Here is a 21,205-nt window from a genome sequence, read left to right as displayed (position 1 = left end):
CCGCTTCCGGAACTCAACGTTTTGCACCGATGGGCACAGGAGTGCCCGCGAAGCTCAGATGTTTACGCAGGTAATCGCGCTTGTGTCTTGCATCACAGCGCCTGATGGAGGAGGATACTGCAAAACCTTTTGCGCGTCGGGGGTGCGCACAAGGATCTACCGGGGGATGTGTGATGGTCGGAATCCGCGACGTGGCCCAGGCGGCCGGCGTGAGCGTGTCCACCGTCTCGCAGGTGGTCACGGGCAACCGGCCTGTCGCGGCGGCGACCCAGGCCCGCGTCCGGGCGGCCATCGCGGACCTCGGCTACCGGTCCCACCCCGGCGCCGTGCAGATGCGCAGCGGGCGGACGGGGGTGATCGCCCTGGTCGTGCCGAACCTCGCGAACCCGTTCTACCCCCTGGTCGCGGACGGCATGCAGGACGTGCTCGTGCCCCGCGACATCATGCTGACCGTCACCGACTCCAACGCGCCGGACCGCTCAGCCGTCACCATCTACCGGTTGTTGTCCCGCCGGGTGGACGCGATGGTCGTCGCGCAGTTCGGGCTCGACGAGCCCAGCCTTGGCGCCCTGCGCGCGGCGGGTGTCCCGTTCGTCGGCCTCGGGCAAATGCCGCCCGGCGGCGGGGACTTCGTGCACACCGACGACGTCGGCGGCTTTCGTGAGGTGGTGTCGCACCTGGTCGAGCGGGGCCGTCGGCGGATCGCATTCATAGGCGGCGCGGAGTCCGCGATCCCCACCCGCCAGCGCCTGGAGGGGTACCGGGCCGCGCTGGCGGCGTCCGGCATCCCGGTGCGGGACGACGACGTGCTCTTCGCCGACTTCACGCGCGAGGGCGGCCGCAGCGCCGCCGCGCTGCTGCTCGATCGTGCGGATCCGCCGGACGCCATCGCCGCGGCCAACGACCTGATAGCGATCGGCGTCCTGGACGTGACCCGGGCGCGTGCGCTGCGGGTGCCGGACGACGTGGCGGTGACCGGTTACGACGACATCGACGCGGCGTCCCTGGTCGACCCGCCACTGACGACCGTCGAGAACCCTGCGCGCGAGATCGGGCGGGCGTGCGCGCGGCTTCTGGTGGAACGGCTCGCCGGAGAGGTCACCGAGGTGGCCCGCTCCGTGGCGCTGTCGCACCGCCTCGTCGTCCGGGACACGAGCTGAGCACCACTGACATCCGGTCATGCCTACCACCTCGAACCCCAAGGAGTGTCACATGCCTTCCGCCAAGGAAATCCTGAGCACTACCGCGGCTGAGCAGCTCGACGCGGGCGCCGTGGACCTCGTCACGGTGCGCAACTACGACCGGTTCGTCGGTGCCATGCTCGTTGCCGGCGGCAGCCGCCGCCTCATGATGGAAGACCTGCTCGCCGGCCCCACGACGCCGGTGTGGGCGTGGACACCGTGGGCCGACGGGCGGATCGGGGAGACCGAGTTCTCCGCCGACGAGCTGACGGCGCGAGCCGCGGTGCTGGACTGGCTGGCGGACGCCCCGCGCGTCCGGCGGGAGCCGGGGGACGACATCTCGTCCCTGCTCCCGATCGCCGACGACTGGCGCTGACCGCTACTCGGCTCAGCCCGCGTCGAACCGCTCCTCGCCCTCCTTGTCGGGGTTGTCCTCGGGGTGCTCGCCGGGGATCGCCCTCTCGTCCGCCGGGTGCTTCGCCAGCTCGTCCGGGGCCTCGTCGTCCGGCGCCGGTATGACCTTCGGCCGGTGCCGGGTCTCGTCGTCCGGACCGGCGTCGTTCCGGTCGGCCTCGCTCTCGCTCATGCTGCTCCCTCCGGTGACGACGGCGGCCGCACGCCGCGTGCGGCTGTCCCCTCGACGCTACGGCGCCCCGGAAGCGCTCGCACCCAGACGCCGTAGAGCGCTGGTGTACCGACCTCGGTCTGGTGCTGCCGTGTCGCACCTAGCGCGGGAAGGGCTCACGTGGTGAGCGGCGAGGTGGCGGACGCCGTCGACCGAGCGGCTCCCGGTGAGGCCGACGAGCGGCGGAGGCGGGTGCCGGCCAGTGCGATCCTGCCCGCGCCGGTGAACGTCAGCGTGCGCTCGTCGGGCGTGATGAACAGCGACTCGCCCGCGGACAGCACGGTGGACTGGTGCTCCCCGGCGACGGCCACCTCCCCCTCCAGTGCGAACGCGATGGCAGGTCCGGTAAGGCCGATGCCTCGCGGGCCGGCCGCGTCGTCGGCCGTGGACAAAGCCGGCACCGTGATGACGGTCAGGGTGAAGTCCGGCAGGTCGGGCGCGAAGAACTCCGTCCCCGGCGAGGGACGCTCCGGGGCGAGGATCCGCGCAGGAGCCGCCCGGAACGTCGTCAGGCGCTGCAGCTCGTGCACGTCGACGTGCTTGTCGGTCAGCCCGCCCCGCACCACGTTGTCCGACGCGGCCATGACCTCGATCGCCGTCCCCCGCAGATAGGCGTGCAGGGTGCCGGGCGGGACGTAGACCGCCTGCCCGGCGCGGAGCGTCACGCGGTTCAGGAGCAGCGCGACGAGGAGGCCCGGGTCGCCTGGCCGGTGGGCCGCGAGCTCGACGAGGGTGTCCAGCTCCGGGTCGAAGGCGCCCCCGCGGGGCGCGTTCCCGGCGGCGGCCGCCACGAACGCGGCCAGCTCGCGCGCGGCCTGGCCACCGAGGAGGAACTGGCCGACCAGGTGGCGGAGCACCGGCTCCGGCTCGACGGCGGCGTCCAGCGGGCGCACGAGGTCGCCGAGCCGATCGCGCCCAGGCAGATCCGGCCGCCGGGAGTTCCGCGCGAGCTCCGCGACCAGGCGTCTGGTCGGCCCGACCGCGCGGAACCCGATGAGCGCCTCGAACGTGTCGCTCAGGGCGAACGCCAGCTCGGGCTTGTGCCGGCGGTCCTTGTACACGCGGGCGGGGCTCGTCAGGGGGATGTGGCGCCGGTTCTCCTCGTCGAATCCCCGGCGGGCCTGTGCGGCGTCCGGGTGCGTCTGGATCGACAGCGGCGTCTCGGCCGCCACGATCTTCATCAGGAAGGGCAGCTCGTCCGACGTGCGGGCCGTCCCGAGCGCACGCTCGGGACGGGTGGTGATCCACGCGTCGAGCGTCGCGTGGCCGTCGGCCGTCGACGGGTCGACGACGACGCTCGGGCCGAGGGGGTGGGCCCCGAGCCAGAGCTCGGCCTCGGGGCGGCCGCTGGGCGCGCGTCCGGTGAGCTCGGCGATCGCCGTCCGCGATCCCCACGGGTAGTCGCGCGGGGTGTTGGTGATCGGCAGGAGCACCGCTAGCCCGCCTCGGTGCCGCGGACGTAGGCCTTGACCGTGGCGTGCCGCGGCTCTTCGCCCAGCGGGCGGATGCGGTAGGCGCCCACGGCCGCCGGGACGATGAACGTCTCGGCGTAGTGGACGACGAACGGCTCGAACGCGCCGTCCGGGCTCTCGACGACGGCCTCGGATCCCTCGACCAGGTTGAGCACGTTGACCGTGCCCCTGGTGTGGTGGTCCACGGGGCCGGTGAACCAGTGCCGGCGCACCTCGATGAACTCGAGCTCGTGCAGCCCGGTGCGTTCCTCGCGCCAGCCGTCGCCCTCCGCCACGACCTCGACGCGGTCCACGAGGTGCTCGGCGGTCCACTCGGTGTCCCGGTCCCACTGGACGTTGGCGAGGGCATGGTCCAGGTGGATCGGCCGCGGCACGCCGTCGAGCCCGACGCGGCCCCAGTCCCACATCTTGAACGTGAAGATGTAGGGGGTGGCCGAGATCTCCAGCACCATGGCGTTCGCGCCGGAGCAGTGCACCGTCCCGGCGGGGATGAGGAAGTGGTCGTGCTTCTTCGCGGGGAACGCGTTGACGTACCGCTCAGCGGGGAAGGGCGCCTCACCCGACTGCGCGCGCCGCAGGTCGGCGGCCATCGCGTCGCGGTCGGCCCCGGTCCTGAGCCCCAGGTAGACGACGGCGTCGTCGTCGGCGTCGAGCAGGTAGTAGCTCTCGTCCTGGGTGTAGTGCATGCCGAAGGTGCGCTGGATGTAGTCCGTCAGGGGGTGCACCTGGAGGGAGAGGTTGCCGCCCTCCATGGTGTCGAGGAAGTCGAACCGGATCGGGAACTCGGCGCCGAACCGCGCGAACGTCCGCTCGCCTAGGAGTTCCGCCGGCCGGGCCAGCACCGCGTCCAGGGCGGGGATCTCCACGACCTCCTCGCCGACGGCGAGCAGCAGGCTGTTCTCCTCCGGTACGCAGTCGAAGCACCAGGCGTAGTTCTCCTGCGCGGGGTCCAGGTCGCACACGTCCTTCATCCACTGACCGCCCCAGACGCCGGGGTCGAAGAACGGCACGACGCGGAACGGGCGCGCGGTCGTCGCGGCGAGCCCGGCGCGGAACGCGTCGCCGGTGACGAGCTTGGCGTCGCCCACCGAGCCGTTGGCGTCCAGCAGGAAGTCGATCCGGTCGAAGAGCCGCCGCTTGTGCTGGTCGGCGAGCCGCCACTCGACGAAGTACCCGCGCTTGAACTTGCGCAGCGGGTCGTCCGACTCGTTGGCGGCGCGCCAGTTCGCCAGGCCCGCCCGGTAGCGCTGCTGGATCTCCCAGCGCGCGAGGTCGGCGAGCACGAGCGTGGCGGCGGGCATGGGGACGAGCGACGCGCCCCACCCGACGAGGACCACCTGCTCGTCCGCCTCGGCGACCCGGCGGGCGACCTGGCGCAGGCGGTCCGGGTCGTAGAGCTCGTCGAGGGTGCGGTGCGACAGGATGCCGAACACGCGGTCGTCGGTCAGGTTGTCGCCGATCAGGGCCTCGATGTCCTCGGGGCTGCGCGCGGCCTCGCGCTCGACGTCGACCACCATCGCGGCCGGCAGGGCCTGCTCGATCTCCTTGACGTACGCATCGACGTCGCTCGCGGGGTAGGTGTCGATCACTATGGTCCCGCCCCCGGCGTGGTCGGCCAGCGCCGCCCACACCGCGCCGCCGCGCCAGGCCCGGTGCGTCCCGGGCACACGGATCGTGGGCGCCTTGTCGTAGCGGTGCGGTGCGGCCGATGGAGGAATGCGCATGTGGCCCTCTCTGCGGGTCAGACGAACCAGGGCTCTCGCCCGATCTTGGTATCGATACCAAGACTATGTCATCATCGATGGTGGGTCGTCCAGGTCGGTGACGGGCGGGCGACGTCGGCCGCCGGGAAGGGGAGACGATGACGTCACGAGGGCTCCGTACCGCCGTCGACGTCGGCGGGACGCACGTGACGGCAGCGGTCGTGGACGCGGCCTGGCACGTGCGCGACGAGCACCGCGTGCCGCTCGACTCGGGCGCGCCGGCGGGGGAGATCCTCGACACCGTCGCCCGCTGCGTCGGTCTGGTTCGCGCGTCCGGGACGACGGCGGGCGGCGGGGTGGCCGTCGCCATCCCCGGCCCCTTCGACTACCGGCGCGGCATCGGAGACTTCCGCGGCGTCGACAAGTTCCGCGCGCTCCGGGACCTCGACGTGCGCGGCGAGCTCGCCGCGCGCTGCGGCCTGCCGCCCGGCGCGGTGCGCTTCGTCAACGACGCCGAGGCCTTCGGCCTGGGCGAATGGGTGGCCGGCGCCGGGGCAGGCGCCGGCCGGATCGCGGCGGTCACGCTCGGCACCGGGGTCGGCTCGGCGTTCGTCGACGGCGGCCGCTGCGTCACGACGGGCCCCCGCGTGCCCACGGACGGGAACGTCCACCTGCTCCGCGTCGGCGGGCTGCCGCTGGAGGACGTCGTCTCGCGGCGCGCCCTGCGGCTGGCCTACCGGGCCGCGACCGGGCGGGACGCGGACGTCGCCGACATCGCGGAGCGGGCCCGGTCGGGCGAGGCGGTCGCGGCACGGACGCTGGACCGCGGCATGCGCGCCCTGGCCGGTGCCCTGGCGCCCTGGCTCGACGCCTTCGCCGCGGAGCGGCTCGTCGTCGGCGGCTCCATGGTCGCGTCCGCGGATCTGCTCTTCCCGCCGCTGCGCGAGGCGCTCGCCGCGGCGACGGCGACGCCGCCGGCCCTGTTCGCGGGAGCGTTGCCGCGGGAGGTGGCGAGCCTGCTGGGCGCGGTGGTCGGCTCGGATGCGGCGGCCTCGGCAGGGCGTCCGGACGGCGATCTGCGGTAGCGATAACAGGTCGCGGCGTGATCTGGGCCCTCGGAGGCCCGGAACAGCGGCCGATCGGCGCTGGAAACGCCACAGATAAGGCACCGCATGCAGAGCGGCCTTGCGCCCGCGATGCTGGTATCGATACCATGCCGAACAACGTGCTTGCTGGCGCAGGAGCCAGCGACGAGACCAGGAGGTCCGTATGTCAGCGAAGACGCTGTCCCGCGCGACGGTCGACCGGCGAACGGTCCTGCGCCTGGGGGCGGGGCTCGGCGCCGCCGCCGTCCTGTCGTCGTGCGCGCGCGGCACCCTGACCCGCGCGGCGTCCGGCGCGGACGTGACGCTCGTCAACGACAACCCCACGTGGGCGCCGGGGTTCGAGAGCATCGGCGAGGTGCTCCGGTCCCGGACCGGCCACGGGGTCTCAGTGCGCGCGGTGCCCGACGTGAGCGGCTACCAGCAGCTCGTGCGCATGTCCGCGCGCACGGACTCGACGACCGACCTGGTCAAGTGGTGGAACGGCTACCGCCTCAAGGACGTGGCGCGCGCCGGCATCTTCGCCGACCTGTCGACGGTCTGGGACGACGCGGAGCGCAGGGGGTGGGTCTCGCCGTCGGCCCGGGACAGCTTCAGCCACGACGGCCGCCTGTACGCCATCCCGCTGTACCAGTCCTACTACGCGGTCTTCTACAGCAAGCCGGCCTTCCGGCGTCTCGGCCTGACCGTGCCGCAGACCTGGGACGACTTCATCGCGGCCGCCGAAGCGCTGCGCGACGACGGGGTGGTGCCGATCGGGAGCGGCGGCGCCACCACCTGGGAGTCGCTGATCTGGTTCCAGCAGCTCCTGAACGGGCTGGACCCCGACTTCTACGTGGCGCTGACCGAGGGCGAGGCCTCCTACACCGACGACACCGCGCAGGAGGCCATGGCGATCTGGGCGGACCTGTACGCCAGGGAGCTGTTCACGCCGCCGGACTTCACGGTCACGGAAGCCCCCGGACGACTCGCCGACGGGTCGCTGGGGATGAACCTCTACGGGACCTGGCAGGCGAACGCCTACGTGCAGGCGGGTCTCGCCGAGGACGTCTTCGGCCTGTTCCTCCTGCCCGCCGTGAATCCCTCCGCGCCGGCGGCGGTCGTCACCGAGAGCGGCGCGCTCGCCGTGGCCGCCAACGCCCACAAGAGGTCCGAGGCGCTGACGGTGGCCGGCGCCTGGCTCAGCACAGCGGCCCAGCAGGAATGGGTCGACTTCCTCAACGACCTGTCGGCGAACCCCGCCGCGCTGCCGCCGGTCCAGCCGGTCCGGGAACTGGCGCGGCAGGTGGAGCAGGTCTCGCCGGTCCTGGCCACCCGCTACTGGGAGGCGTCCCCGCCCGCGCTCATCGAGGGGAACGTCCAGGACCTCGGCGCGTTCATGGCCGGCCCGTCGGACTCGGCGGCGCGGACGACGCTGCGGCGCATGCAGGAGCGCGCCGAGGTCGAGTGGGAGATGTGGTCGCTGTGACGGTCCTCGCCAGCAAGGCCACGCCCGCCAGGAAGGCCACGCGGGACACCTCAGGGGCGGCGCGCGGCTACCCGCTGCTCTTCGTCGCTCCCGCCGTCGTCCTCGTCGGTGCCCTGCTCATCGTGCCCTTCCTCTTCACGGTGTACCGGAGCTTCTTCAGCGACGACGGCCTGTCCCGGAGCTGGGTCGGGCTCGACAACTACGCGGCGCTCGTCACCGACGAGACGTTCCTCCAGTCGCTGGTCAACACGGGGATCTGGACCGTCGGCACCCTCCTGCTGCCCGTGCTGCTCGGGCTGCTCATCGCCGTCGCGACGAACGGCACGGGCTGGGGGCGGTTCGCCCGGTTCGCCGTCGTGCTGCCCTACGCGCTCTCCGGGGCCGTCACCGCGATCCTGTGGAACTTCATGCTCCAGACCGACGGCGGTGTGAACGCGATCCTCGACCTGCTCGGCCTGTCGGCGCTGGCGCAGCCGTGGCTGCTCGAGTGGCCGACCAACACGATCGTGATGATCCTCGCCACGACCTGGCAGGCGACCGGCGCCAACATGATCCTCTTCCTCGTCGGCCTGCAGGCGATCCCCACCGACACCATCGAGGCGGGCCGGCTGGACGGCGCCGGCGGGTTCCGCCTGCTGCGCAGCGTCGTGCTGCCCCAGCTCCGGCCGATCACCATCGTCGTGGTGGGCATCTCGCTGGTGGCGAGCCTCAAGACGTTCGACATCGTCTGGCTGCTCACCCGCGGCGGGCCGGGCACCGCGTCCGAGACGCTCGCCCTGACGATGTACCGGCAGACCTTCACGCTGAGCCGCTACGGCTACGGTGCCGCCGTCGCCGTCGTCCTCACCGTGATCGTGCTCGCCGCCTCGTGGATCTACCTGCGGCGCCAGCTCCGCGCCGACGACTGAAGGAGGCTGAGTGATGGCACGACGTCTGCGCAACGTGCTCCTGGTCGCAGTGGCCCTGCTCTGGCTGCTGCCCACCTACCTCGTGGTGGTCAACGCCTTCACGGCCGCCGACGAGTACACGGGGCCCCGGTGGTGGTTCAGCTCGTTCGGCCTGTTCGAGAACATCGCCACGGCGTTCCGCACGGCCGACATCGGGCAGTCGATGTGGAACAGCCTGCTCTACTCGGCGGGGTCGGCGACCATCGCCGTCGGCGTGGCCGCGCTGGCCTCCTTCGCGGTGGTCGTCATGCCGGTCAGGCGACCGGCGGTGTGGTTCTGGGTCATCTACTCCGGCACGCTCCTGCCGCTGCAGGTGTTCCTGTCCCCGCTGTTCAACGCCTACGCGGCCACGTCCATGTACGACACGCAGTACGGCATGGTCCTGGTCTACGCAGCCCTGGCGGTCCCGTTCGCCTTCTTCGTCATGCGCAACTACCTGACGACGGCGCCGCGCGAGATGCGGGAGGCCGCCCAGCTCGACGGCGCGGGCTGGTTCACGATGTTCCTGCGGATCCACCTCCCCCTGGCCCGGGGCGCCATGGTCGCGGCCTTCCTGTTCCAGTTCCTCGCGACCTGGAACGACCTGCTCTTCGGCATCACCCTGTCGACGAGCCCGAACGTCCGCCCGCTGATGGCGGCCCTGGCCGAGCTCAACGGCCAGTACGCCGGCCTCGGCCCGCCCGTCGTCCTCGCCGCCGGGCTGGTGGCCTCGGTGCCCACGGTCGTGCTGTTCCTGTCCTTCCAGCGGTTCTTCGTCAACGCGCTCCGGCTGGCTCCGTAGCGGCCCTACCGCCCGTCCTGCTGTTCCCTCGCTCCCGTGAGATTGGTGTTCTCCCGATGACCGACCGTGCCCTCGTCAAGAACCGCCCGTGGTCGCTCGACCGAGCCCGCTCCGAGATGGCCGCCCGCGCCGTCGCCGCCGAGTCGGTCGTCGGCGGACGGCGGGTCCGGGTGCTCCCGGAACCGCTGCTCCGCCGTGCCGACGACGGCGGCGCGCGCCTGCTGCAGTGCGTGCGCCTCGTCGTCGACGGGGAAGCGGGCGCGGGGGAGGTGCTCGTGCGGACGCGCGGCGGCGCGGCCGTCCCCGTGCCGACACTGCCGGGACCGCACGGTGCGCTCCGGCTGCTGCTGCCCGCGGTGACCGAACCGACCGAGATCACCCTGGAGCTGCCCGCGCTGAGCCAGGACGGCGCGATCACGTTCGAGCAGCTCCCGGTGCGGGAGTGGTCGATCCACCTCGTGCAGCACTCCCACTTCGACATCGGGTACACCGACCCGCAGGGGACGGTGGTGCGCAACCAGCTCGCCTTCCTCGACTCCTGCCTCGACCTGACCCGTGCCACGCAGGACCGGCCCGACGCCGCCCAGTTCCGGTGGTCCCTCGAGGCGCTGTGGCCGTTCGAGCAGTGGGCGAAGGCCCGCCCCGCCGGGCAGGTGGAGGAGTTCCTCGACCGGGTGCGCAGCGGGCACCTCGAGCTGACGGCGCTGCCGTACAACCTGCACCTGGACACCTGCTCCACCGACGAGCTGCACGAGCTGCTCCGCCTCTCCCGCGACGTCCGCCGCCGGCACGGCATCACCATGCCCGTGGCGATGCAGACCGACGTCCCCGGCCAGCCCGTCGGGCTGCCGGACGCGCTCGCGCAGCAGGGCGTCGAGTACCTGTCCGTCGCGCACAACTGGGCGGGCCGCTCGGTACCGCACCTGACCGGCGACGGGCGGCACCTGCCCCGCCTGTTCCGGTGGCGGGCCCCCTCCGGGCGGAGCGTCCTGGTGTGGATGACCGACAGCCCGCACGGCCTGGCCTACATGGAGGGCGCCGCCGTCGGGTTCACCACGTCCTACGACATGGTCGACGACCTCCTGCCCGCCTACCTGACCGCGCTGGCCACCCACTCCTACCCCTACCCGCCGGGCATCTTCGGCTGGCACGGGCCTGCCGTCACGGACCGGGAGCCCTACCCGTGGGACGTGCTGCACCTGCGCGTGCTCGGGCGGTACAGCGACAACGGGCCCGCGAGCATCCTGCACTCCGACATCGTCCGCCGGTGGAACGAGACCTGGGCCTACCCGCAGCTTCGCCTGTCCACCAACGCCGACTTCTTCCGCGCCGCCGAGGAACGTCTGGGCGACGCCATCCCCACCCTGACCGGCGACTGGGGCGACTGGTGGGTGGAGGGCGTCGGGAGCGCCGCGCGCCCCCAGGCGATGACGCGGCACGCGCAGGCCACCATCACCGACGCCGAGACGGTCAGCAGCATCGGGCGTCTGCTCGGCGGGACGGGCGTCCCGGCCGAGCACGAGCACTCCCGGGACACGTACTCCTCGATCTCCCTGTTCAACGAGCACACGTGGGGAGCCGCCAACCCGTGGGGCGACAACGACTGGGGGAACTCCTCGGGCGAGGAGCAGTGGCACTGGAAGTACGCCAGGGCGCTCGCGGCGCGCGACGACGCCGACCTGTTCCTCGACCGGGCCGCCGCCCACCTGGGCTTCGGGCTGCGCGAGGTCCCGGACGCCGACAGCACCTTCCACGCGGTCAACACAGCCGGGTTCCCCCGTACCAGCACGGTGGACCTCTTCCTCAGGGAGAGCAGGATCCCGCTCGACGCGCCCGTCGTCGTCCGCGACGGCCGGACCGGGGAGGTGCTGCCGAGCGAGACCGTTCCGCAGACCAACCCGGACAACCGCGCGGCGGGCCGCTTCCTGCGCACCCACGTCCCGGACGTCCCGGCGCTGGGGTCGGTGCGGCTCACGGTCCACCGGTCGGCGGGAGCGGCCGACGGATCGCCGGGCGCGGCCGACGGGTCGGCGGACACGGCCGACGCCGCGACGGCGGGCGGCCAGGAGCCCGCCGTCGCGCCGGATCCGCTGACGCTGGAGAACGAGCACCTCCGGGTGCGCGTGGACCTGGGGCGGAGCTGCGTGGCCTCGATCGTGGACAAGGCCACCGGTCGCGAGATCGTGGACCAGGACGCCGTCGTCGGCATGAACGGCTACGTCTACGACACGTACACGACGGCGGGCGGGTACAACCACCAGTCCAACAAGACCTCCGTCTCCGACGAGCTCGAGCTGCTGGGCAGCCGCTCGCTGGCCGGGCCCAGCCATCTCGTGGAGCGGGTCAGCACCCCCGTCGAGGAGCGCCTGACGTACCAGTTCGCGGCCGACGGCGTCCGCTGGGCCCGGGTGACGCTCGTGCTGCCCCGCGGCGCCGCCCGCCTGGAGGTGGAGAACCGCCTGGCCAAGTCCGCGACGATGACGAAGGAGAGTGCCTACCTCGCCTTCCCCTTCGCGGTGCCGCAGCCGCGGGTGCGCTACGAGATCACCGGAGGGGTCACCGGCCCGGACCTGGCGCACGTAGCGGGCGCGCCGCAGCACCTGCGCGCCGTCCGCGACTGGGTGTCCTTCGACAACGACGACGTCGCCGTCGCCTGGGTGACGGCGGACGCCCCGCTGGTGCACCCGGAGGTGATCCCGCTGCCCTACGCCCCGTTCCCCGAGAGCCTCTCGCCGCGCCAGCCGGCGACCGTCTACTCGTGGGTGCACAACAACGTGTGGGACACCAACTTCCCGTCCGAGCAGGCCTTCGAGACCTCGTTCCGGTACGGCGTCGGGCTGCGGCGGGCCGGCGAGACGATCACCCCCGCCGCGCTCGCGATGCGGACGGCCGCCGAGCTGACCCACCCCGTGGTCGGCGTGCTCGCCACCGCCGGGCACGACGCGGACGGCGCGGCCGAGCACGCCGAACGGTCGCTGCTCCGGATCGGCGACGACCGCGTCCGGCTCGTCTCGGTCACGGCCGCCGGCACGAGCGGGGAGAGCCTGGTGAAGCTCCAGTCCTATGCCGAGGAGCCGGTCGTCGTCCGGCTGCACCCGGGGTTCGAGCTCACCGCGGCGGCGACGGCGACCTATGTCGGCGACCGGCTCGACGAGCTCGAGGTGACCGCCGACGGCGTCGGCGTGCCGATCGCCCCGCTGGGGACGGCGGCCGTGCTCCTGACCGGCCGCTGACCGTTCCCCACCGCTGGACACGGACCGCCCGGTCCCGGGCGGTCCGGGCAACCACGAAGGAGAGCACGATGCCAGAGCCCCGCCCGCCCCGCCTGGACCCGCCTCGCCTGGACCCAACCCGGCTGGATCCGTTCCGGTCGAACCCGTCAGGCTCGAACCCGCCAGGTCCGAGCCTGTCCCGGCGCGCCTTCGCCGCCGGCCTCGCCGGTGTCGGGATCGCCGCGCTCGCGGCCCCGCTGCCAGCGCCGCCCGCGGCCGCGAGCCCGGCCGACGCCCGGTGGCGCCGTCGCGCGCTCGACAGCTACGCGGCCCTGCAGCGGTACCTGTACCTGCCGGACAGCGGCCTCTACACCGAGGGCCTGGACCCGGGTCCAGGCGAGAACCCCTACTCCTACGTCTGGCCGTTGCGGGAGGCGACGGCCGCCACCGTCGACGTCGACCGGGTCCCGCCCGCTGGGCGCTTCGCGGCCGACATCGCCGCCCGCTTCGCCGCCCTCGAACGCTACTGGGAGCCGGCGCGCGGGGCGTACGCGTCCTACCCGCCGCCACCGCTCGGCGGAGGCGGGGACCCGTTCTTCGACGACAACGCGGTGATCGGGCTCGAGCTGGTGCGCAGGTACCGCATGTCGGGCGACGGGAACCTGCTGCGGCTGGCGGCGCGCGTCTTCGAGTTCCTGCCGCAGGCGTGGGACACGAACCCGAATGTCCCGCAGCCGGGCGGCATGCACTGGGTCGACGCCGACTGGAACCCTTACCGGGGCGCCGCGAACGTCACCAGCCTGACGTCGGAGCTCGCCGCCCACCTCTACGAGGAGACCGGCGAGACGCGCTACCTCGACTGGGCGCGGCGGACCTACGAGTGGGTCCGGGCTGCCCTGCGCCGCGGGGACGGGCTGTACGCGAACGGCATCCTGCTGGACGGGACCGTCGAGGAGACGCTCTGGACCTACAACTCCGGGTCGATGGTGGGGGCAGCGGCCCTGCTCCACCGTGCCACGGGGGAGCGGCGGTACCTCGACCTGGCCGCTGCCGACGCGGCCGGCGCCGTCGAGCATTGGCTGGACGGCGACCGCCTCTACGACCAGCCGGCGGTGTTCAACGCCATCCTGTTCGCCAACCTGCTGCTCCTCGAGTCGGTCTCGCCCGGGCGGGGGGCCGACGTCGTCGCCGGGATGAGCCGGTACGCCGAGCGGGTCTGGACCGAGAACCGGGACGCGGCGACGGGCCTGTTCCGGTTCCAGGCCGGTGGCGGCGGCGCTCCCGCGCCGGACGCGCGGCCGCAGACGCTGCACCAGTCGGGGGCGACCCAGGTGTTCGCGCTGCTGGCCTGGCGCGCGGGGGACTACGGCGTCGCCGCCTGAGCGGGCTCGGCGCCGGGCAGGCGTTCGTCGGCCCGGCGCCGGGTCCTGATCGAGGTCGGCAGCTCGATCGTCCTCGTCGGTCGGTTCGAGCGCTTGCCCTGCAGCCGGACGAGCAGCAGCTCCGCTGCCGTCCGGCCCAGCTCGCGCGCATCGTGCGTGACGACGGAGAGGTCGCCCGGGACGAGCTCCTCCAGGTCGAAGGTGTCGAAGCTCGCGAGCCGGACCCGGGCGAACAGGTCGGTCCCGCGCCCGGCCGAGGCGGCGTGCAGCGCCTTGATGGCGCCCACCATGTTCCGGTTGTTGGCGCCGAAGATCGCCGTGGGCGGGTCGTCGAGGGCGAGCAGCTCCCGGGCGGCGTTCTCGGCCGAGTGGATGTCCTGCTGGCCGCGGCGGACGAGCTCCGGCAGCACGGGCACGCCCGCCGCCCGGTGCGCCCGCTCGAAGCCCTCGAAGCGCCGCTGGCCGGTGAAGACAGAGACCGCGTTGCCCACGAAGGCGATCCGCCGGTGCCCCTCCTCCAGCAGGAGCGTGGTGACCCGCTCGGCACCGCGCACGTCGTCGACGATGACCGCGTCGACGTCCACGCCGTCCTGCCGGCGCGAGGCGAAGACCAGCGGGACGCCGTGCCGGTGCTCGGGCTGGAGGTGCTCCGACGGGCCGCCGCCCGCCGGCACGACGATGAGCCCCTCGGTCTGGCGGCCGACGAAGTCGGCGATGAGCCGGGCCTCCTCCTCGGGGTCCTCGTGCGAGGTCCCGAAGACGACCCGCCGGCTCGCCTCGCTCAGGATCTCGCCGATCCCTTCGAGGACCTCGGCGTAGTACGGGTTGGCGAGGTTGGTCACCACCACGCCGACCAGCCCGCTGCGGTGCCCGGGGCGCAGGCTCCGCGCGTTCTCGTTGCGGCGGTAGCCCAGGGCGCGGACGGCGGCCTCGACCTTGCGGCGCATCGGGGCGCTCACGTGCTGACCGCCCGAGAGAACGCGCGAGACCGTCATCGGGCTGACCCCCGCGTGGCGCGCGACGTCGCTGATCGTGGGGACGGACCGGAGCTCGTCGGCCCGCTGTCCGCTGTCCGGATCGGCCATAGGGAGAACCTAAGCCACGGACCCGGCGGCACGCCACGGAGGTGTGTCTCGCGGACAGCAGGTTCGACCCAGCCCTGCGAGGCGCACGTGACCGGCGTGCCGGCCCCTTGACGTGCGCGATATCATTACGATGATATCGTCTGGGAGGTGGCTGTCATGGAGCAGATCCTTATCCGCAACCTACCGCCGGGGACCAAGGCCGCGCTGAGCGAGCGTGCTGCCCGGCACCACCGGTCGATGGAGGCAGAGGCCCGCGTGATCGTGGAGGGAGCCCTGGTCGGCGAGCCGGCGAACATCGTCGACCTCCTTGCCATGCCGGACGCCGACGACATCGACTTCGAGCCCGAGCGGCTGGGACTGACCGCGCGCACGCCCGAGCTCTGATGTTCGTCCTGGACACCAACGTCGTCTCCGCGCTGCGCCGCCCGGCCCGGGAACCGGCCGTTGCCACCTGGGCCAGGGGCGTGCCACTGGTCGACCAGTACGTCACCGCGCTGACCATCGCGGAGATCGAGCGCGGCGTCGTCCGCAGGGAACATACCGATCCTGCCCAGGGCGCCGTCCTGCGGCGATGGCTGGCCGAGCACGTCCTGCCCGGATTCGCCGGACGTGTGCTGCCGTTCGACCTCGCTGCCGCCAGGATCCTTGCCCACTACCCGGTCCCGGAGCGCGCGCCGTACGACGACGCGCAGATCGCCGCGGTCGCCGAGGCGCACGGCATGACGGTCGTCACCCGCAACGTCCGCCACTTCGAACCACTTGGTGTTCGTGTGCTCAGCCCATGGGACCAGGTGGCTGGCCCCTGACGCCACGCCTTCAGCCGGCGTCGTCGGCAACCGCCGCAGCGGAAGGGAACCACCACGCGCTGGTGCTGCGGCGTGGACGGCAACGAGCGGTGGAACAAGAGCCAGTCGGCACAGGCCTGGGAGGCCGACTGGCTCTTCATGGTCGACCGCTACCGGACCAACCCGCGCGTCGTCGGCGCCGACCTGTACAACGAGGTGCGGCGGGACATCCTCGACGACCCCAACTGAGGGCTCGGCGACAACCACGACTGGTTCGCCGCCTCGCAGCGGCTCGGCGACCGCATCCTGACCGAGGCCAACCCTGACCTGCTGATCGTCGTCGAAGGCATCAACTGGACCGGCATCCCGGTCGACGGCCTGCCGCACGAGCGCCCGACCCTGGAGCCGGCCCGGCGCCTCTCCCACACGCTGGTCGCCTCGAACAAGCTCGTCTACTCGGCCCACTTCTACGACTACACCGGCCCGCGGCACAGCGGCGCCACGGGAACGGGCGAGACCAGCGACCCTCGGTACCGGGACCTGTCGCCCGCCGAGCTGATCAGCGAGCTCAACCGGCAGGCGTTCTTCGTCACCGCGGAGGAGGGCCACTTCACCGCGCCGCTGTGGATCAGCGAGTTCGGCGTCGGCGGACGCGCGGAGACCGGTCAGAAACAGCGCGCCTGGTGGGAGAACTTCGTCGACCACCTGATCCGGACGGACGCCGACTTCGCCTACTGGCCGCTGGTCGGCTGGCACACCGACCGGACCGGCAACGGCTGGGCGCTCCTGCACTGGGACGCCCAGGGCGGGCGCATGGGCCTGTACGACGGCGACGACTGGCGCGAGCCCGCATGGACGCGGCTGATGAACGCGCCGAGCAAGACGGGACCGGTCGCGGCGTCGGCGAGCTGGGAGATGCTCAGCCCGGATCACGGGGACTTCGTGCAGTCGCTGCGGATGCGCGCCGCGGGGGACTGGGACTCCGGCGCCCGCAAGGCGGCCTGCCCGGACGGCACGCGGCTGCTGGGCCTCAGCCACACGGGCAACCGCGGACTGTGCCGGTCGGGCGGAGCCACGTGGGCCGGCCCGCACGAGGTGGTGAAGGACGAGCGCCACGTCACCTCCGACTGGGCCTCCGGCTACACGAAGCTCCAGTGCGCGCCCGGCCACTTCCTCATCGGCTACAGCGTCCGCGGCGCCGCGGTGTCGTCGGCCCTCTGCGCCGACGCGTCCGAGACGCTCGGCACCGCGGGCCGTACCGTCTGGTTCGACCGCGGCGACAACCGGAGCTCGGGCGGCGGCGACTTCGCCCACGGCCACTACAAGGGACAGTGCGCCGACGACGAGTACGCCGCGGGCATCGCCTTCACCCGGCGCGTGGGCTCATCCGGCACTCCTGACGCGCTCTACTGCCGGAGGCTGGCCTGAGCCGCGGCGGGTGCCGCCGGCCGGTCAGCGGATGCGCTCCCCGGCGATCCACACCCCGGCGATGTTCCGTGTGGCGCCGATGTCGGTCGTGGGGTCGCCGTCGACGAGGAGCAGGTCGGCCCTGGCGCCGGGCTGGATGCGGCCTCGGTCGTCGAGCCCGAAGGAGTCCGCGGCGCCGACCGTGGCGCCGACCAGGGCCTCGGTCGGGGTCAGGCCCGCGGCGACCATGAGCTCGAGCTCGCGGTGCTCGGATTCCCCGTGCCTCGGGGAGAAGGGGACGCCGGGTGTGGAGTTCGCGTCCGTGCCGACCAGTAGTCGGACGCCGGCCTCGTGGAGCTTCGTCACGGTGTCTCGGGCGTGCTCGTAGCGCAGCCCGGCGGCCGCGCGTGCCCGGGCGACGCCCTCCATCATCGTCAGGGTCGGAATCGACGTCATCCCCATCTCTCGCATCTGGTCCACGGTGTCGTCGTCGAGTACTGCGTCCAACGGGGCGTGGGTGCTCACGTCCACCCCGGCCGCGACCGCCGTCCGGAACGCGCCGGTGGTCACCGCGTGTGCCACGACGATCAGGCCGTGCTCGTGGGCGGTGGCGACGATCGCGTTCGCCGTGGCCTGGTCCATCCCTTCCGGCGGGCTGACCTCGGTGGCGATCTTGATGTAGTCGGCGCCGTCGACGACCCGCCGCTCGACGAACGCCACGGCCTCCTCCGGCGTCGTCACGACCCCCTCGGCCGGGAAGCCGGGCAGCTTCGCATGGTTCCCACCCGGGCCGACGGCGGGGATCGTGGCGCTGAGGATCTGCGCCACCCCCCGCTGCCGACGCATCTCGTGCACGAACTCCACCGGCCACGCCGCCATGTCCAGGCCCGTCGTCACGCCCCAGCGGGCGAGGTTCTCCAGATCGACGCGCCCTTGCACGGTGTGCATGTGCGCGTCGATGAGTCCGGGCAGGAGCGTGTGCCCCATGCCGTCGACGACGTCGGCCGGCGCAGTTTCCTCGTCGAGGACGGAGCCGTCGAAGAGCACCCGCTGCGGTGCACTCACCCCCGTTCCCGTGAAGACCCGGACGTTCTCGATCGCTGTGGTGACCACGATGCCTCCGCCTTCCCCATGTGGTTGTCGTGATAGCTTTCTATAAAGCTATAACGACGACGAGCTGGGTAGGATGGGCGCATGGTCTCTGCGCCGGACGATGGGCACACCCGATCCGCCGTCTCGCTCGGCCAGCACGCGCTCCGGCTGCAGGTGCTGCTCGATCGCCGTGTCGTCGGCGTGCTCGCCGCGCACGGGCTCTCGCGAGCCGAGCTCGACGTGCTCGGGGCGCTCGCCGAGCGCGGAGGCGCGGGGGCCCGCCCGCGTGAGCTTTCGTCCCGGCTGCTGATCACCACCGGCGGCCTGAGCAACGTGCTGCGCAGACTGCAGGACGACCGGCTGATCGAGCGCGAACCTGATCCCGCCGACGCCCGCAGCCACACCGTCCGGCTGACCGCAGAGGGCAGGAGGGTGGCGAGGGACGCCGGATCGGATGCCGGCCAGGCGATCGGTCAGGTGCTGGGCGTTGTCGACGCCTCGGTGCTGCGGGACGCCGAGCGGATCCTGCATCGCATCCTCGTCGACCTGGACGAGGATGCTCCCGTTCACCGAGACCCGGGCTGGGCCGGATAACGCTCCAGCGCCCGTCGCGAGCTTGTGCCCCGTTCCTCTCTCCGCGAAGTGCGTGGCGCAGAGCTGGGTCAGGGGCTCGCGGCACCGACGGCCGACCGCTACCGGCTGCCGGATGGGCCGGTCCCGGGTTAGATGGAGTCGGGTCCAGTCGCCGAGCTGGGGGAGTGCCACAGACCGTGAAGGTGTCCGTCTTCACGCCGAGCCACGCGCCGGCCTTCCTCGACCAGTGCTACCGCAGCGTCGTCGCGCAGACGTATCCGGACTGGGAGTGGGTCGTCCTGCTCAACGGGGGCGCTCGGTGGGCTCCGCCGGCCCCCGACCCACGGGTCCGGGTGGTTTCCGGGCAGGCGACCGGCTTCGTGGGCGCCATCAAGCGCGAGGCCTGCGCGCTGGCCGACGGCGAGATCCTCGTGGAGCTCGACCACGACGACGTGCTGGCCCCGCAGTGCCTGAAGGCGGTCGTCGCCGCGTTCGAGGAGCATCCCGGCGCGGTGCTGGTCTATTCCGACTTCGCCCAGATCGATGCCGACGGCTCGCCGAACTTCGACACGTTCAACCCGGCGATGGGCTGGGAGTACGCCCCTGCGAACGTCAACGGCATGCTGGTGAACCGCTGCCGTGCGCTGGCCCCGACCCCGCACAACGTCGGGTACGTCTGGTACGCCCCGAACCATGTCCGCGCCTTCCGCCGGTCCGCCTATGACCGGGTGGGTGGCTACGACGGCTCGCTGGAGGTGCTCGACGACCAGGACCTGATGATGCGCCTGTACGAGGCGGGCGACTTCCACCACATCGACGCCTGCCTGTACCTGCAGCGGATGCACGACCGGAACACCCAGCGCGACGGCCGGATCAACACGCTCATCCAGGACGGCACGGTCGAGCGCTACCACCGGGGCATCGCGGGTCTTGCCGTGGCATGGGCCAGGCGCAGCGGGCTGGCGTCGATCGACGTCGGCACCAAGCGGTGGCCCGGCCGGGCCCTGGTACCCGGGGCGACGGAGCTCGAGATCGACGTCGATGCTCCCCTGCTGCCCTACGGTGACGACGAGGTGGGGGTGGTCGTGGCGACCGAGCTCCTGCAGCGGATCCCGGACCGGGCCGCATTCTTCGCCGAGTGCCACCGGGTCCTGGCCCACGGCGGCCTGGTGCTGACGGTCACTCCCAGCACCGACGGGCGGGGTGCCTTCCAGGATCCCACCCACGTGTCCTACTGGAACCAGAACAGTTTCTGGTATCTGACCCAGACCAAGCTCCGCGACCACGCCTTCCCGGAGCATCCCCGGATGCGCTTCCAGGTCAGTGGTCTGCGCACCTACTTCCCGACCGAGTTCGACCGGGTCAACGACATCTCCTACGTGGGGGCGAACCTGATCGCCGTCAAGGACGGTCCGCGGCAGGGTGGTCCACTGCTCTGCTGAGCAGCGGACCACCCTGCTCTGGGTCGCACGAGGCGGTCAGGGGGCCACCTGGTGGACATTGATGCTGCCGGTGAACCCGGTCAGGTTGGTGGTGCCGTGGGTGACCGCCCTGTTGCCGTTGAAGAGCTGGAGCAGCCCGCCGGTCGTCGTGATGGTGATCGTGTTGCTCACCTGGTTGTCCACGCCCGCCTGGGTCGGGGTCGTGGACCTGATCCGGGACCCGGCCACTTCGGTGCCACCGAGAACGAGGTAGGCCGAGACCACCTCGGTGTTCGCGTTGGCGCCGTCTCCGGAGGCGTCGGCCGACCAGGTGTAGTCGATGACGTACGTCCCGGCCGGCAGGTTGACGCCGCCGCCGCTGAGCGTGACGCCGGTGCCGTAGGTCGCGCCGGTCGTCGTCATCGGTACAACGGTGTTGGCGTTCTGCCCCGCCGTCGCCGAGGTATAGAAGTAGCCACCGTTCGCCGGGGCGGGCGCACCCTGCGCACCCTGAGGGCCTTGCGGGCCGACGGCGCCCTGCGGGCCGACGGCGCCCTGCGGGCCGGCCGGACCCTGCGGCCCGGTTGCTCCTTGCGCGCCGGCTGCACCCTGGGCGCCGGTAGCTCCCTGGGCCCCGGTCGCGCCGGCGGTGCCCTGTGCGCCTGTCGCACCCTGGGCACCCGTCTCCCCCTGCAGACCCTGCGGGCCCTGTGGGCCGGCCGGACCCTGCGGCCCCTGTGGACCTGTCGCGCCCTGCGGTCCGACGGGGCCCTGGGCTCCGTTTGCACCCTGTGGCCCCGCGGGTCCTTGCGCGCCGTCCGAACCTGCGGGGCCCTGCGCTCCGGTCGCGCCCTGGGGTCCAGCGGCGCCCTGTGCTCCGTCGGCACCTTGTGCACCTGTCTGTCCGATCTCGCCCTGCGGGCCCTGTGCTCCGTCGGCGCCCTGCGGACCTTGTGCACCGGCCGGCC

General features: G+C 72.5%; 20 protein-coding genes and 1 pseudogene. 15 read left to right on the top strand and 6 right to left on the bottom strand.

Going from position 1 to position 21,205, the window contains the following annotated elements; genetic code table 11:
- Nucleotides 1–173: 173 nt before the first annotated feature.
- Nucleotides 174–1,160 carry a LacI family DNA-binding transcriptional regulator gene (locus tag AC0QU1_RS18120; RefSeq protein ID WP_483571279.1) on the top strand — a complete coding sequence of 329 codons (987 nt, stop codon included), beginning with the start codon at nucleotides 174–176 and terminating at the stop codon, nucleotides 1,158–1,160.
- Nucleotides 1,161–1,212: 52 nt separating this feature from the next.
- A complete protein-coding gene (locus AC0QU1_RS18115; RefSeq protein WP_483571277.1) occupies nucleotides 1,213–1,557 on the top strand; it encodes a hypothetical protein in 345 nt (114 codons plus the stop codon).
- 12 nt (nucleotides 1,558–1,569) lie between these two features.
- Here the strand turns inward: AC0QU1_RS18115 and AC0QU1_RS18110 are convergent, their stop codons facing one another.
- From AC0QU1_RS18110 to AC0QU1_RS18100, 3 genes are all read right to left on the bottom strand, one after another.
- Nucleotides 1,570–1,767, bottom strand: coding sequence for a hypothetical protein (locus tag AC0QU1_RS18110; protein ID WP_483571275.1), 198 nt, complete (start codon nucleotides 1,765–1,767; stop codon nucleotides 1,570–1,572).
- Nucleotides 1,768–1,922: 155 nt separating this feature from the next.
- Nucleotides 1,923–3,239, bottom strand: a complete 1,317-nt coding sequence (manA, locus tag AC0QU1_RS18105) for a mannose-6-phosphate isomerase, class I (RefSeq protein WP_483571273.1) — start codon at nucleotides 3,237–3,239, stop codon at nucleotides 1,923–1,925.
- 2 nt (nucleotides 3,240–3,241) lie between these two features.
- Entirely contained in the window at nucleotides 3,242–5,002 is a 1,761-nt protein-coding gene (locus tag AC0QU1_RS18100; protein ID WP_483571271.1) for a class I mannose-6-phosphate isomerase, read from the bottom strand.
- A gap of 137 nt (nucleotides 5,003–5,139) precedes the next feature.
- Between AC0QU1_RS18100 and AC0QU1_RS18095 the strand changes: the two genes are divergently transcribed.
- From AC0QU1_RS18095 to AC0QU1_RS18070, 6 genes are all read left to right on the top strand, one after another.
- Nucleotides 5,140–6,066 carry an ROK family protein gene (locus tag AC0QU1_RS18095; protein ID WP_483571269.1) on the top strand — a complete coding sequence of 309 codons (927 nt, stop codon included), beginning with the start codon at nucleotides 5,140–5,142 and terminating at the stop codon, nucleotides 6,064–6,066.
- A gap of 184 nt (nucleotides 6,067–6,250) precedes the next feature.
- Nucleotides 6,251–7,552 (top strand): ABC transporter substrate-binding protein, encoded by a 1,302-nt coding sequence (locus AC0QU1_RS18090; protein ID WP_483571267.1) that lies wholly within the window; start codon nucleotides 6,251–6,253, stop codon nucleotides 7,550–7,552.
- Nucleotides 7,549–8,460, top strand: a complete 912-nt coding sequence (locus tag AC0QU1_RS18085) for a carbohydrate ABC transporter permease (protein ID WP_483571265.1) — start codon at nucleotides 7,549–7,551, stop codon at nucleotides 8,458–8,460. Before AC0QU1_RS18090 ends, AC0QU1_RS18085 begins: the two co-directional genes overlap by 4 nt.
- Nucleotides 8,461–8,473: 13 nt before the next feature.
- Nucleotides 8,474–9,280, top strand: coding sequence for a carbohydrate ABC transporter permease (locus tag AC0QU1_RS18080; RefSeq protein ID WP_483571263.1), 807 nt, complete (start codon nucleotides 8,474–8,476; stop codon nucleotides 9,278–9,280).
- Between the two features lie 56 nt (nucleotides 9,281–9,336).
- On the top strand, nucleotides 9,337–12,513 hold the full coding sequence (locus AC0QU1_RS18075; protein ID WP_483571261.1) for a glycoside hydrolase family 38 N-terminal domain-containing protein: 3,177 nt from the start codon (nucleotides 9,337–9,339) through the stop codon (nucleotides 12,511–12,513).
- 68 nt (nucleotides 12,514–12,581) lie between these two features.
- Nucleotides 12,582–13,874 carry a glycoside hydrolase family 76 protein gene (locus tag AC0QU1_RS18070; RefSeq protein ID WP_483571259.1) on the top strand — a complete coding sequence of 431 codons (1,293 nt, stop codon included), beginning with the start codon at nucleotides 12,582–12,584 and terminating at the stop codon, nucleotides 13,872–13,874.
- Here AC0QU1_RS18070 and AC0QU1_RS18065 read toward each other — a convergent pair.
- Nucleotides 13,856–14,959, bottom strand: a complete 1,104-nt coding sequence (locus AC0QU1_RS18065; protein WP_483571257.1) for a LacI family DNA-binding transcriptional regulator — start codon at nucleotides 14,957–14,959, stop codon at nucleotides 13,856–13,858. The two genes, AC0QU1_RS18070 and AC0QU1_RS18065, sit on opposite strands and share 19 nt — an antisense overlap.
- Nucleotides 14,960–15,115: 156 nt before the next feature.
- On the opposite strand from AC0QU1_RS18065, the gene AC0QU1_RS18060 reads away from it, so the two are divergent.
- The 5 genes and pseudogenes from AC0QU1_RS18060 (at nucleotide 15,116) to AC0QU1_RS18040 (ending at nucleotide 17,172) form a co-directional block, all read left to right on the top strand.
- Nucleotides 15,116–15,343: a FitA-like ribbon-helix-helix domain-containing protein gene (locus tag AC0QU1_RS18060; RefSeq protein ID WP_483571255.1), complete on the top strand. Its 228-nt coding sequence runs from the start codon at nucleotides 15,116–15,118 to the stop codon at nucleotides 15,341–15,343.
- Nucleotides 15,343–15,765, top strand: coding sequence for a type II toxin-antitoxin system VapC family toxin (locus AC0QU1_RS18055; RefSeq protein ID WP_483571253.1), 423 nt, complete (start codon nucleotides 15,343–15,345; stop codon nucleotides 15,763–15,765). The genes AC0QU1_RS18060 and AC0QU1_RS18055 overlap by 1 nt, the downstream gene beginning before the upstream one ends.
- A 72-nt stretch (nucleotides 15,766–15,837) precedes the next feature.
- Nucleotides 15,838–15,993 (top strand): hypothetical protein, encoded by a 156-nt coding sequence (locus tag AC0QU1_RS18050; RefSeq protein WP_483571251.1) that lies wholly within the window; start codon nucleotides 15,838–15,840, stop codon nucleotides 15,991–15,993.
- Between the two features lie 54 nt (nucleotides 15,994–16,047).
- Nucleotides 16,048–16,422: pseudogene (locus AC0QU1_RS18045) on the top strand (hypothetical protein); the annotation flags it as partial.
- A 135-nt stretch (nucleotides 16,423–16,557) separates the two neighbouring features.
- Entirely contained in the window at nucleotides 16,558–17,172 is a 615-nt protein-coding gene (locus tag AC0QU1_RS18040) for a hypothetical protein (protein WP_483571249.1), read from the top strand.
- Between the two features lie 24 nt (nucleotides 17,173–17,196).
- Here AC0QU1_RS18040 and AC0QU1_RS18035 read toward each other — a convergent pair whose 3' ends face one another.
- Nucleotides 17,197–18,264 carry an amidohydrolase family protein gene (locus AC0QU1_RS18035; protein ID WP_483571247.1) on the bottom strand — a complete coding sequence of 356 codons (1,068 nt, stop codon included), beginning with the start codon at nucleotides 18,262–18,264 and terminating at the stop codon, nucleotides 17,197–17,199.
- Between the two features lie 81 nt (nucleotides 18,265–18,345).
- On the opposite strand from AC0QU1_RS18035, the gene AC0QU1_RS18030 reads away from it, so the two are divergent.
- Both AC0QU1_RS18030 and AC0QU1_RS18025 read left to right on the top strand, forming a co-directional pair.
- A complete protein-coding gene (locus AC0QU1_RS18030; RefSeq protein ID WP_483571245.1) occupies nucleotides 18,346–18,837 on the top strand; it encodes a MarR family winged helix-turn-helix transcriptional regulator in 492 nt (163 codons plus the stop codon).
- Nucleotides 18,838–19,001: 164 nt separating this feature from the next.
- Nucleotides 19,002–20,258: a glycosyltransferase gene (locus tag AC0QU1_RS18025; protein ID WP_483571243.1), complete on the top strand. Its 1,257-nt coding sequence runs from the start codon at nucleotides 19,002–19,004 to the stop codon at nucleotides 20,256–20,258.
- A 36-nt stretch (nucleotides 20,259–20,294) separates the two neighbouring features.
- Here AC0QU1_RS18025 and AC0QU1_RS18020 read toward each other — a convergent pair whose 3' ends face one another.
- The gene (locus tag AC0QU1_RS18020) at nucleotides 20,295–20,660 is read right to left on the bottom strand and encodes a hypothetical protein (RefSeq protein ID WP_483571241.1); all 366 of its coding nucleotides are present in this window, start codon (nucleotides 20,658–20,660) and stop codon (nucleotides 20,295–20,297) included.
- Nucleotides 20,661–21,205 lie beyond the last annotated feature (545 nt).

It is taken from the genome of Promicromonospora noduliphila, assembly GCF_056951025.1.
Note: the sequence above shows the minus strand (reverse complement) of the source record. Positions and strands in the feature narration are given on the sequence as shown.